The 11,872-nt window shown below is 62.4% G+C and carries 12 protein-coding genes; 6 read left to right on the top strand and 6 right to left on the bottom strand.

The features are described from left to right. Positions 1 to 3: 3 nt before the first annotated feature. Positions 4 to 1,179: an RsmB/NOP family class I SAM-dependent RNA methyltransferase gene (locus QU596_RS01965; RefSeq protein WP_308516744.1), complete on the top strand. Its 1,176-nt coding sequence runs from the start codon at positions 4 to 6 to the stop codon at positions 1,177 to 1,179. Positions 1,180 to 1,204: 25 nt separating this feature from the next. After that, a complete protein-coding gene (locus tag QU596_RS01970; protein ID WP_308516746.1) occupies positions 1,205 to 1,702 on the top strand; it encodes a tetratricopeptide repeat protein in 498 nt (165 codons plus the stop codon). Here QU596_RS01970 and rsmA read toward each other — a convergent pair. The 4 genes from rsmA to QU596_RS01990 are packed head-to-tail and all read right to left on the bottom strand — an operon-like array spanning position 1,699 to position 7,159. Then, positions 1,699 to 2,520 (bottom strand): 16S rRNA (adenine(1518)-N(6)/adenine(1519)-N(6))-dimethyltransferase RsmA, encoded by an 822-nt coding sequence (gene rsmA, locus QU596_RS01975; protein ID WP_308516748.1) that lies wholly within the window; start codon positions 2,518 to 2,520, stop codon positions 1,699 to 1,701. The two genes, QU596_RS01970 and rsmA, sit on opposite strands and share 4 nt — an antisense overlap. Continuing rightward, on the bottom strand, positions 2,517 to 3,521 hold the full coding sequence (gene pdxA, locus QU596_RS01980; protein ID WP_308516750.1) for a 4-hydroxythreonine-4-phosphate dehydrogenase PdxA: 1,005 nt from the start codon (positions 3,519 to 3,521) through the stop codon (positions 2,517 to 2,519). Before pdxA ends, rsmA begins: the two co-directional genes overlap by 4 nt. A 25-nt stretch (positions 3,522 to 3,546) precedes the next feature. After that, the gene (locus tag QU596_RS01985) at positions 3,547 to 4,923 is read right to left on the bottom strand and encodes a peptidylprolyl isomerase (RefSeq protein ID WP_420030950.1); all 1,377 of its coding nucleotides are present in this window, start codon (positions 4,921 to 4,923) and stop codon (positions 3,547 to 3,549) included. Positions 4,924 to 4,981: 58 nt separating this feature from the next. Next, on the bottom strand, positions 4,982 to 7,159 hold the full coding sequence (locus QU596_RS01990; protein WP_308516754.1) for an LPS-assembly protein LptD: 2,178 nt from the start codon (positions 7,157 to 7,159) through the stop codon (positions 4,982 to 4,984). 184 nt (positions 7,160 to 7,343) lie between these two features. Between QU596_RS01990 and QU596_RS01995 the strand changes: the two genes are divergently transcribed. The 4 genes from QU596_RS01995 to ndk all read left to right on the top strand — a co-directional run bounded on the left by QU596_RS01995 (position 7,344) and on the right by ndk (position 9,912). After that, the gene (locus QU596_RS01995; RefSeq protein ID WP_308516756.1) at positions 7,344 to 8,813 is read left to right on the top strand and encodes a leucyl aminopeptidase; all 1,470 of its coding nucleotides are present in this window, start codon (positions 7,344 to 7,346) and stop codon (positions 8,811 to 8,813) included. Positions 8,814 to 8,828: 15 nt separating this feature from the next. Further along, entirely contained in the window at positions 8,829 to 8,978 is a 150-nt protein-coding gene (locus QU596_RS02000; protein ID WP_308516757.1) for a DUF2256 domain-containing protein, read from the top strand. Next, entirely contained in the window at positions 8,975 to 9,412 is a 438-nt protein-coding gene (locus tag QU596_RS02005) for a DNA polymerase III subunit chi (protein ID WP_308516759.1), read from the top strand. Before QU596_RS02000 ends, QU596_RS02005 begins: the two co-directional genes overlap by 4 nt. Positions 9,413 to 9,489: 77 nt before the next feature. Beyond that, complete coding sequence (gene ndk / locus QU596_RS02010; RefSeq protein ID WP_308516760.1) at positions 9,490 to 9,912, top strand: nucleoside-diphosphate kinase; 423 nt, start codon at positions 9,490 to 9,492, stop codon at positions 9,910 to 9,912. 8 nt (positions 9,913 to 9,920) lie between these two features. Here the strand turns inward: ndk and cls are convergent, their stop codons facing one another. Then, on the bottom strand, positions 9,921 to 11,303 hold the full coding sequence (gene cls, locus QU596_RS02015) for a cardiolipin synthase (protein WP_420030951.1): 1,383 nt from the start codon (positions 11,301 to 11,303) through the stop codon (positions 9,921 to 9,923). A 61-nt stretch (positions 11,304 to 11,364) separates the two neighbouring features. Beyond that, a complete protein-coding gene (locus tag QU596_RS02020; RefSeq protein WP_308516763.1) occupies positions 11,365 to 11,871 on the bottom strand; it encodes a hypothetical protein in 507 nt (168 codons plus the stop codon). Between the last annotated feature and the right edge of the window lies 1 nt (position 11,872).

Below are 11,872 nucleotides of genomic sequence, written 5' to 3' on the forward strand. Positions count from 1 at the left end.
ACCATGACGCCCGCCGCGCGGACCCAAGCCGCCGTTGAGATACTCGACGAAGTCATTGCCGCTGCACATGGCAACGGGCCACCCGCCGACACGATCGTCAGCCGATACTTCAAGCAGCGCCGTTACGCCGGTTCAAAGGACCGGCGGGCGGTCCGGGAACTGGTGTTCCGGGCGATCCGGCGGTCAGCAGAAATTCCGATTAGCGGCCGCTCAGCGATCCTGGGACTGGCTCAGGACGATCCCGGGATTCTGTCAGGGTTTGGCGAACCACGCGGTCCGGACGCACTTGGCGACGGTGAAATACCGGCCGACGCCGGACATGTTCCTTCGTGGCTGCAGCCGCTGCTGTCGCCGCTGGTGGACGAAGCTGAGTGGCCTGCCTTGCTCAATCGTGCGCCGCTCGATTTGCGCGTGAATATTGCTCGCACGTCACGGGACAGAATGTTCGACGAGTTCGCCGAGGCGGTCCCGACGCCACTCAGCCCGTGGGGCCTGCGGCTACCTGCTGAGACCAAAGTCGACGATCGCGCGGCATTTATGTCCGGGCTTGTCGAAGTCCAGGACGAGGGCAGCCAGCTGATCGCGTTGACCTGTGAAGCCAGTAATGACGAACGATTGCTCGATCTGTGCGCAGGGGCTGGCGGCAAGGCGCTCGCGCTGGTTGCCGCGGCTCCCGGCATTACGATCCTCGCGACCGACAGCAACCGCGCGCGTTTAGCGCAGTTGGGACCGCGCGCTGAACGTGCGGGTGCGACGATCGAAACCCGATTGCTCAATCAACCGCGGGAACTGGATGAGCTGGCTGATTGGCGGGACGGAGCCGACACAGTCCTTGTCGACGCGCCCTGCTCGGGCAGCGGAACATGGCGCCGCAACCCCGAGGGCCGATGGCGGCTGACGCCGGATCGGCTTGAGCGTCTGATTTCCAGCCAAGAGCGCTTGCTGGACATTGCCGCGCAGCTTGTTCGACCCGGCGGAGCATTGGTTTACGCCGTTTGCTCCCTGCTGTCCCGTGAGGGGGCGGGGCAGATCGCGCGCTTCCTAGAGCATCATTCATCGTGGATTAGTGAGCCATTGCCCATCGAGGGAGGAAGGCATGACGGTGGCGGAAGATTATTAACGCCGGGTCACGACCAAACTGACGGGTTTTTCGTCGCGCGACTACGCCGGCCATGCTAGGCTGAACGGTGCTTTGGAGAGTTTAATGCAGTCTCTGTCTCGCCTACTGCTCGTCGGAATTGCTGGTTTGGTTGTGGCGGCACCTGTCGCAAGCCAGCGGGCAGACGATCAGATCTTGCCGCGTTCCGTTGAATTGCTGAAGCAGGCGCGAGCGTTGATTTCCGCGGGAAAACTGGAGAGCGCCGAGGATCTGCTCGAAACGGCGCTGGCGGTCGATCCGCGGAACCGTGGCGCCTACGTGGACATCGCGCGGGTCGCTGAAAAGCAGCACCTGTTCGGGAAAGCGATCCTGATGACGAGCAAGGCGCTCGCGCTCGAGCCTAATGATGCGGATGCGATCGCCGTACAGGGCGAAGCGATGGTCGAACTAGGCGCGACCGCTCGCGCGCAGGCCAATCTGCAGAAGCTTCAGACAATCTGTGGTACCAAGGGCTGCCCGCAGATTGCTCAGCTGTCGGGCGCGATCAGTCGCGGTCCGACCGTTGCCTCCGCCAAATCGCCGGAAAGCCCGAAGTCGAACTAAGCGTCGAGCTGTCGGGCGAGGCTTACCCATCCCGCGACGGACAGGGTTTCCGCCCGTCGCTGAGTATCAATGCCGACGATTTCCGCAGCTTTTAGCGCCCCGTCCAGCTGTTTCAGACTTGAGCGGAGCATTTTGCGGCGCTGACCAAAGGCTGCTTCGGTCAGTCGTTCCAGAGTGCGGGGCGATACGCCGGCCGGCTGCTCGCCTGGAACGATATGCACAATTGCTGACGTGACCTTCGGTGGCGGGACGAAGGAGGAACGATTGACTGTCATCGCAATACGAGCCGCACATCGCCACTGGACCGCGACGGAAAGCCGACCGTACGCATCGCTTCCCGGGGAGGCGACTATGCGCTCCGCCACCTCCTTTTGAAACATCAGCGTGAGCGAGCGCCACCAGGGCGGCCACATGTCGCCGCTAAGCCATTTGAGCAGCAAGGCCGTCCCAACGTTATAAGGAAGGTTCGCGACCACGTGCGCGCCGGGCACCATCTCCGGCTCATCGATCCGGAGGGCGTCGCCTTCGATTAGCTGAAGCCGATGCGCAAAGGCATCGCTGAGTTCTTCCAGTGCGGGGATGCACCTGCGGTCGCGCTCGACAGCGGTCACTTTCGCACCAGCTTCGAGCAGTGCGCGTGTCAGCCCCCCAGGACCGGGCCCGACCTCATAGACGCGTTCTCCTTCGCGAATACCGGGCACGGCAGCGATGCGGGCAAGAAGCTGGCGATCGAGGATGAAGTTCTGCCCGAGGGCCTTGCTGGCGGTTAGCCCGTGCCGGGCAATGACGTCACGGAGGGGCTCGGAGCTTTCGGTCAAGCGACTTCCGCGCGAAGAGCGGCATTGTCGGCAGCCATGCGCATCGCCGCCGCCATAGGTCTTGGATCGGCCTGATCGAGCCCCGCAATGTCGAAGGCTGTGCCATGGTCGGGTGCGGTGCGAACGATTGGCAGACCTAGCGTCACGTTGACCGCCTCCTCAAAATGAAGTGCCTTGATCGGAATCAACGCCTGGTCGTGGTACATGCACAACGCAGCGTCGTAATTGGCGCGGGCGCGGGCGTGGAACATCGTATCGGCGGGGTGGGGGCCGGTCACACGCCAACCTTCAGCCGCCAATGCGGCAATCGCCGGCTCGATAATGTCTATTTCTTCGTGACCGAGCTTGCCGCCCTCGCCGGCGTGGGGATTGAGTCCCGAAATTGCCAGCCGTGGTTCGGCAATCCCGAAATTTCGCTGCAATCCACGCAAAGCCGCGCGCCCGCGGCATTCGATTAAAATACTGCTCAGACGGTCGCGCACTTCGGTCAATGGCAGATGCGTGGTGACTGGGATGGTACGCAAAGTCGGTCCTGCCAGCATCATCACTACATTCTGCGGCGAAACGCCACAGCGTTCGGCCACAAATTCGGTCTGTCCCGGGTGAGCGAATCCGATGGCGTAAAGTTGTTCCTTGGCGACCGGCCCAGTGACGACAGCCGAGGCCGAGCCCGAACGCGCAAGTCCTACCGCAATCTCAAGGGAATCGAGCGACGTATGCGCGCCGCTAACACTCGGGTGACCCGGCTGGTCGCGTTCGGGAGCGTTGAGTTGGATGAGGGGTAGCCCGTAATCGAATGCCGCGTCCGCCTGACGGGGGTCGTCGACCAACTCGATGGGCCCATCCCATACCGCGGCTACCGACCGCGGGTCACCGATGGCCACGAATGCGGGCAAAGCGAAGCTGTCTCGATTGTCCCAGCACTTGGCAATCACCTCGGGACCAATCCCTGCAGGGTCGCCAAGCGAGACCGCCAGTGGATTTTGTAGCGCGCGAGCCATCAGCTCCGGCTTCTCACTGAGCGATCTACCTGAATTCGATTACCGCGTCGCGGCGAAGATCGCGCAGGTAGCGGCGGGCGCGCGAGTTCACGCGTTCCTCGTTCAACTGGTTGTACACGTCATCGTAGCTAGGCGCCGTCGAATCGACTTCATCGCGGCCGCACATTACCAGCACCCGGACGCCTTCATCGAGCGTCCCGAACGGCTGCGTCGCCTGACCTACCTGCATCGGCAGCATCAGACGCTGAAGGGCCGGCGGCAAATCGCGCATCTTGACCTGATCGCTCGTGACAACTTCGCCATGGAAGGTGGACGCGAGACGTTCCGCGCCGCCGCAGCCGCCGATATTGCGGGCAGCCTCGGCGAAGCGGGCGACAATCGGCTCGGCCGTGGCTTTCGAGGTTCCTTTCGGAAAATTGATCGAGACCTGCTTCAGCGCCAGCACGGCATCACGCGGGTCCGCGGTTAAAATCTTGCGCGTGTCCTGGATGGCGATGATCGAAAAGCCCCCGCCGACGGGAATGGGGTTACTGATTGCACCGGCATCCATTTGACGCACAGCGGCGGCCAATGATGCTGGCAATTGTTCGGGACGAACCCACCCGAGGTCGCCGCCGACGGGCGCAGTCGACGATTCGGAATATTGCCGCGCATAGCCGGCGAATGAGGCGCCGTTACGCAGCTGCGCGAGAATCTTGTTCGCGTTGTCCAGGGTCTGCGCTTCCGTGGCTGGGGTAGCCGACAGGAAAATCTCACTGATCCGGAATTCCTCGGTGCCCTTCGACGCGTTGAGCTTGTCGAGCACGGCCTTTACCTCGTCATCGCCGACGCTGACGCCGCTTTCGATCTTCGCGCGCTGCAGGCGCTGCCAAGCGATTTCCGCCTCGATTTGACGGCGCATCGATTTAATATTGGAGCCTTGACTGGCAAGGAGATCGGCCATCTGTTCCGGCGTTTTCTTGGCGTTCTCCGCCACGCGCTGGACCGTTCGGTCAATTTCGGACTGCTTGACCTCGATCTTCTCGGTCTTTGCCGCTTGAATTTCGAGCATTTCGTCGATCAAGTTGCGTAGGACCTGCTCGCGGAGGCGGTCAATCTCACCGCTCGGGATTTCGCCGCCGTTGGCTATCGCCATGAATGCGAGCCGCTGGTCGACGTCGGTCTGCGTGATCACGTCGCCGTTGACGATTGCCGTGGCCTTCACCACCGACGGCATTGCCTGGCCGAACACCTGCGGGTTCTGCGGAAGCCGAAGGGATTGGCTGCTGTTGACCGAGGCAGGTGCCGCCGCGGCTTGCTGATCGCCCGCCTGCGCAAGCGCACCGCTCGCCAATCCAAGGCCCGCGCCCGCACCCAGCATCAACGCGCGCACCGCGTTCGTTCGGAAAGTTGAACTCACGATCAGATTAATCCCTTGGTTTTCGTGACTTGCCCTTGCTGCGGGCCCGCTGAACGCAGGCTTAGCGGCTGACCCCCTTCAACGCCAAGTGAATGGCGAAGGTGCTGCCCTTACGGAAGGCACCGATGCGCTCATAGTCGCGCCGCCACGTCAGGCCAAGTTGCAGGCAATCGTCTTCATATTCGATCCCCAGGCGGTTGCGGATCGGCTGATAGCCGTCGGCGAGCGAAAGCGGGTCCTCGCTCTTGTCGGTCAGGTCGATGACTGCCGCACCGAAGATCGACCAGTATTTGCGAAACTTGATCCTTCCAGCGACCCGGAGCTCTTCTTTGTCGCGGAGATCCTCAATCGACGGATCGATGTCTCGGTTGAGCTTAAGATAGCCAATCTGGGCATAGGTATCGTTGGTGCCGATCGTAAGATCGAGCTCGTTGCGCCGAACCGTGAAGTTCTTTTTGTCGATGCGGAAGCGGTCGGTGATGTCGATGAAGTTGCCGTAGCGGATCCGCGTCCTTCCGACGATATCGGAGACCCGCCCGGTGAGGCCGGTGCCTTGCGGGAAGATCGTGCGAACCTTTTCGAAACGGAAACTCTGCCCAATGTTGCTGTCGATCGACAGGTTCTTGCGCTCGATCGACCAGTCCAGCCCGTAGGTGACGCGGGAAGAATCCTCCCACCGGTCATAGCCAGGGAAGCGGTTCAGCGCGAAAAGATTGCTATCCTCCAGGTCGACGGAGCGAGCATCTTCGTTGGGAATGTCGATGTTGGAGGTGCGAGGCGTGACAACGAACTGCACGCGCGGAGTGAGCCGCTGAATCCCGCCCAGGAACGGACCGATGAACGGCCATTTGATGTCTGCTGCGAGCGCCCCGATTGCACGGCCGTGCCAGCCATTGGTGCCCCGATAAATTGCGACATCCGTCAGCTCGGCTTCGTCGGTATGGTAGACGTCGGCCCGTCCATAGGCGGTCAGGTCCAGTTCCTGACCCCAAGGGGTGATGCGCCGCAAATCCCAGCGCAGGCTCGCAAAAGCGCGCTGCGTATCCTGGCCCTCGACCCGGTAAAGCGACAAGCTATTGGCCTGAAGTTCAATCTTGCCGCCGGCAACATCGCCGACACGGAAGCGAGCGTCGATCGCGGGAAGGGCAATTGGAATGGTCTTCTGGCGGTCGTCGACCCGGAGGCCTTGGAAGGCCCAACCGGCGATCGAGATGTAGCTGTCCGGCGTGATCCGCTCGGCATTGATGACGTTCCGCAGCCGGTCGTCGTTCGTCAGGTCGTAGCGGCGGGTGACCGTTTTGTCGGTTGCGGCGCGAAGCGAGGCGGTAATGCTCCAGACGGGATCGAGCTGGAACCGGCCGTTGCCCTCAAAGTAGCCGCGGAACCGCTTGGTGTCATCGGCTGTGACCGTTGGATCGATCTGATCGACCTCGCCGTAGGTCAGGAACCCGTGAAGCTGGAATGCTCCAAGACTGTTCAATTCGCGATACTGCGCATCCAGCGCAGGCAAGACGTTGGTGTAGACGTGCGGCGTGATCGTCGCATCGCGGTTGGGGCCAAGCTGCCAATGATACGGCACGGCGACTTCAAAGCCGTTGCGGCTTGAGACGGCGATATCGGGTACCAGCAGGCCCGTGGCGCCTTCGGTGCCCCGGGAAATATTGAAGATCGGCAGCAATGGGAGATTGATGCCGAACAGCTGCATCCGGCCGCCTTCGAAGCGGACGCGCTTGCTGGCCGGGTCGTCGACCACGCGCGCCGCCGTGATCGACCAGCTTGGCCGCTTCGGACAGCCTGTGTCGCTGGTCACCGGACAAGGCGAGTAGATAGCGTCTGTAAGACTCAGGACGCCATTCGTCCTGGAGCCGCGGCGGGCGGCAATTCGTCCGCCGCTGGCGAGCACGACCATCAGATTGTCGATCGTGCCATCGCGCATGGTATCCGTCAGCTGGACATTCTCGCCGACAAGCTTGTCCCCTTGCGGGGTCAGCATGACGACGTTGCCCCGTGCGAAAACCTGCCCGGTTTTCCGCTCCCAGATTACCTGATTGGCCGCGAGGTAATTGCCGTCGCGGTTCATGCGAACGTCGCCGGTGGCAGTGACCGTTTCCGCCTCACTGTCGTAGGCGACGGAATCGGCGCTGAATTCGATGATCTGGTCAGGCGGAACGATCGCGGCGGGCGCAGCAGCCGGTGCGGTGGTTTGCGCCTCAGCGGCTGCCGGGACCGTCAAAAGCAAGGGGAGCGCGGTCCACCAGACAAATTTCGTCCGCAACGCTCGTCCCGCCCCAACTTCCCAAAGATGATCTTTGCGCCTGACTAGAGGCTCGGGGCGGCGGGGACAATCGTTCAAGACGCTACTTTGCCAAGCTTTCAGTTGCATCTTAAAGGTCGCCGCAACTGATCGCTTGCAAGGGATACTCATGAAAATTCGTTTCGCCGATAGCCGGCCCGCCGGCGAATATGCGCTGGTTCTGCCCGTTGCGGGCAAGGATCGCGGCACGTTGTCGTCGCTAGGCGCCTCGGAGAAAGCGGTTTCGGCGGCGCTCGATCGTCAGCGTTTCGAAGGCGATGCTTCCGGTGTCGCCGAGCAATTTTATGATGACGGAGGCGGCGCTCGACGCTTGATCGTGGTCGGCACCGGAAGCAGTGCGCCCAAGGAGGCAGCCGAAAAGCTCGGCGGCAACGCGGTGGCGCGACTTTTGACGTCCGGCGAGAAGATCGCCGTCATCGACATCACCGGTCTAAATTACGACGCTGATGCCGCCGCCCGGGTCGGCTTCGGCGCCTTGCTCCGTTCGTGGCGCCACGATCGGTACCGGACCAAGCTAAAGGACAATCAAAAGCCAACCCTTGAAGAGGTTGTCGTCGTGGGCGGCGATCCGGCGGCGGCAAAGCGCTACGAAGACCGCTGGGCGCCTGTGGCCAAGGGTGTCTCTCTAACCCGGGAACTCGTCACCGAGCCGGCGAACATCATTTATCCAGAGACATTCGTTGACCACGTGACAGCGTCCGTCGATGGCCTAGGCCTCGAAGTCGAAGTGCTGGACCGCGCGGCGATGACCGAACTGGGCATGGGCGCCTTGCTGGGCGTAGCGCAGGGATCGGTCAGAGAGGCGCGCCTCTTGATCCTGAAATGGACCGGCGCGGGTGCGGGCGCGCCGCCGGTGGCCTTCGTGGGCAAGGGCGTAACGTTCGATACCGGCGGCATCTCCATCAAGCCCGCCGCCGGCATGGAAGCCATGAAGTGGGACATGGGCGGCGCCGGCGCCGTGGTCGGCGCAATGAAGGCGCTCGCCGGCCGCAAGGCTAAGGCGAACATCGTCGGCATCTGCGGCCTCGTTGAGAACATGCCTGGTGGAAATGCGCAGCGTCCTGGGGACGTCGTGACGACGATGTCGGGGCAAACGGTGGAGGTCATCAACACCGACGCGGAAGGTCGCCTCGTGCTGGCGGATGCGGTCACCTACGTCCAGCGCAACTTCAAGCCGACGGCAATCATCGACCTGGCCACGTTGACAGGGGCCATTCTCATCTCGCTTGGGCACGAGTGGGCAGGCCTGTTCTCGAACAACGAGGATCTCGCGGGCAAGCTGCAGGCCGCCGGCGAGGAGTCCGGTGACAAGTTGTGGCGCATGCCGCTCGCGGAGACCTTCGACCGCTTGATCGATTCGCCGATCGCGGACATGAAGAACGTCGGCCCGCGCGAAGGCGGCTCGATCACTGCCGCGCAGTTCATCCAGCGCTTTGTCGAGAACGACACCAAGTGGGCGCATATCGACATGGCGGGCAAGGCATGGTCCGACAAAGCCGCATCGACCTTCGACAAGGGTGCGACCGGATTCGGCGTCCGGCTGCTGGACCAGTATGTCGCGGATAACCTCGAGCACTGATCGCCGGTGCCCAAAATGCGCCGGAAAACGGACCTGCCGTCGAAGATCTGCGCGGCCTGCAGGTTGCCTTTCTCCTGGCGCAAGAAATGGGAGCGGGACTGGGAACAGGTTCGCTTCTGTTCCGAGCGGTGCCGCCGCGCGGGCAAGTCTGCTGATCAGCAGTGAAAGTTGATTTCTACCAGCTTGCTGGTCTCGCAGCCGAACAGGTCATCGCCAGCTTGGCAGAGAAAGTTCTGGCGCTGGACGAACGACTGCTTGTCGTTGCCGACGACGAGGCTGCCCTTGCGCGCCTGGATCGGGTGCTGTGGGACCAGGGACCTACCAGCTTCCTCCCGCATGGGCTTTCCGGTTCCGTCGACGACGCCGATCAGCCGATCTTGCTGACCACCGGTTCCGACGCGCCCAATCAGGCGCGCAACATGCTCATTGCCGACGGCGTGTGGCGGGAAGCGGCACTAACTTACGACCGCAGCTTTTATTTGTTCGACGCAGCCTCATTGGATGCGGCGCGGCTGGCATGGAAACTGCTGGCTGGGAGGGAAGGCGTTGAGCGTCGCTACTGGGCGCAAGAGGGCGGCCGCTGGGTGCAGAAGGCGTAGGCCTTGCCCACTCCGCGTCGCGCGGCTAGGCCGCGCCTCAAATTCCACCCGTTCCAACCACAGGAGATCGCCCGGTCATGGCCGCGACGCGCACTTTTTCGATCATCAAGCCCGATGCCACCCGCCGCAATCTGACTGGCGCCGTGACCAAGATGCTGGAAGACGCCGGTCTGCGTGTCGTTGCCTCGAAGCGTATCCACATGACCCGCGACCAGGCCGAGGGCTTCTACGCCGTCCACAAGGAGCGTCCCTTCTTCAACGACCTTTGCACCTTCATGACGTCGGGCCCGGTCGTGGTTCAGGTCCTCGAGGGCGAGGATGCCGTAACCCGCAACCGCACCGTCATGGGCGCCACGAACCCGGAGCAGGCCGACGAGGGCACGATCCGCAAGACCTATGCGGAATCGATCGAAGCGAACTCGGTTCACGGCTCGGACAGCGATGAGAACGCAAAAATCGAAATCGAATATTTCTTCAAGCCTGAAGAAATCGTCGGCTAACTAGCTGGTCAGAGCAGCGGGCTGAGCATAGCCACGCTGTTCTGCCAAAGGCGCTGCCCAAGGGTGAAGCGCTCAATATCCTCCATCGTGACGCGGCGGCTGTCGGCGAGATAGTCGGCCTGCCGCGCCATGACCTGCGCCGCGAAGCCCGGGTCGGTGAAAAGGATGTTGTTCTCGAAATTGAGCTCGAAGCTGCGGCGGTCGAGATTGGCAGACCCGATCAGCGCCACTGTTCGATCGGCGACGATCGTCTTCGCGTGCAGCAGTCCACAGCGATACTCGTACAGCTCGATCCCGGCGGCGACCAAGTCGCGATAGTAACTCTTGCAGGTCGCTGCGACGAAGCGGCTGTCGACCCGCGCGGGGAGAATGAGCTTAACCGACACTCTTCGCCGAGCGGCAGCGGTTAGCGCAAAAAGGATCTGCTCGTCGGGCACGAAATAGGGCGTCGTAACGGTCAATTGCTCCCGCGCCGCGTGGATCAACGATGCAAAGCAACTGGGCATGGCGTCGTAGCGAAGTGTCGGGCCGGTGCCGAATACTTGCGCCGTGATGCCGTCGCTGCCGGATGGGACGGCGTCTGTCAGGCAATGGCTTGGATCGTCGCTGCCATCGGCTAGCCAATCGGACACGAAGAGGTACTGGCACTGCTGAGCGGCCGGCCCCTCCCAGCGGGTCATGATGTCCACCCACGGGGCATAGTGCGGCTTGACGCGAAACTCGGGATCGGCGGTATTCTGGCTGCCGATCCACGCGATGCGGTTGTCGATGATGGTCAGCTTGCGATGATTGCGAAGATCCAGTCTTCCGCGCAGGATCGTCATCAGCGGGTTGCCAAGCGGAATCGCCGCGCAGGCAGCAACGCCAGCCTCTTTCAGATCGCGCCAATGCTGCGATCCGATGAACGCGCGTGACCCGAAAGCGTCGGCAAGCACGCGAACTTGGACGCCGCGCTTCGCTGCGCGTCGGCATGCATCCTTGACCTTGAGGCCGTTCCCGTCCGCCAGCCAGATGTAATAACAGGCGTGGACGGTGGTCTTGGCGGCGTCGATGTCAGCGACGATTTCGTCGATGGCGCGGTTGCTGTCGGCGGCGAGCGAGGCGCGATTGCCCGAAGTTGGCCCGAGGCCATTGATCGATGCAGCAAGGCGGAAAGTCCCCCCGTAGCTGCCAAGTCTGGTCGTGTCGGCATCGCGGAGGGTTGTGGCCGGCCTCAGCAGCCTGGCGTCGATGGCCATTCCGCGCTCGCGCCGGCGGCCGCCAATTCGCGCCTCTCCAAGTAGCAAATATCCGATCGCCCCGATGATGGGCGCCACTACGATTACCAGAACCCATGCGAAGCGGGACGCCGGCTGGCGATGGGGACGGAGGAGGGCGCGACCGAGAACCACCAGCTCGATGGCGAGCAATATGACACTGAAGGCCTCTCGTGCCGTCAAGCGCGCACGCGCCTCACGCGCGGGAAAAACCCACTAACCGCAGCGAGCGGCCGCCGAACAAGCCTCCGCCCTCCCACTTGTAGCGAAGGACATAATTGCCGCCCCCGCGCCGATCGACGCCATCTTCGACGTATCGAGCCTCAGCTTTCATGGGCAGCCGCAGGACTGTCCCTTTGCTCTCGTCTCCGCCGCTTTTCAGTGTCTGCTGGATTTGCGAGGCGTCGAACTTCCCGTCGCTGCCGACCTCGATCGACGATCTACCAATCTTCAGGACGATGGATTCGAGCGCGTGGGATGGGTCAGCGGGTGAGATGGTCAGGGTCTCTCCACGATCGTCTACGCTCCCCCGCAATGCTAATGGCACCCGCTTACGCTGCTCGACGATCTGCGTGGGACCGCTCGGTTTGCTGCTTTCCCAAGCGATCCAGACGCCGAGGGCAGATACGACCAGCGCCGCTAGCGCAATCAATTCGCCAAAGGGGATAAGCGGTCGTTTTTTGGAAGGATCGGCTTCGCTCATT

It is taken from the genome of Sphingomonas flavescens, assembly GCF_030866745.1.
Taxonomy (GTDB): domain Bacteria; phylum Pseudomonadota; class Alphaproteobacteria; order Sphingomonadales; family Sphingomonadaceae; genus Sphingomicrobium; species Sphingomicrobium flavescens.

Coding starts and splice junctions, on each gene's coding strand:
- QU596_RS01965 (WP_308516744.1), top strand. CDS start 4: ATGACGCCCGCCGCGCGGACCCAAGCCGCCGTTGAGATACTCGACGAA.
- QU596_RS01970 (WP_308516746.1), top strand. CDS start 1,205: ATGCAGTCTCTGTCTCGCCTACTGCTCGTCGGAATTGCTGGTTTGGTT.
- pdxA (WP_308516750.1), bottom strand. CDS start 3,521: ATGGCTCGCGCGCTACAAAATCCACTGGCGGTCTCGCTTGGCGACCCT.
- QU596_RS01995 (WP_308516756.1), top strand. CDS start 7,344: ATGAAAATTCGTTTCGCCGATAGCCGGCCCGCCGGCGAATATGCGCTG.
- QU596_RS02000 (WP_308516757.1), top strand. CDS start 8,829: ATGCGCCGGAAAACGGACCTGCCGTCGAAGATCTGCGCGGCCTGCAGG.
- ndk (WP_308516760.1), top strand. CDS start 9,490: ATGGCCGCGACGCGCACTTTTTCGATCATCAAGCCCGATGCCACCCGC.
- QU596_RS02020 (WP_308516763.1), bottom strand. CDS start 11,871: ATGAGCGAAGCCGATCCTTCCAAAAAACGACCGCTTATCCCCTTTGGC.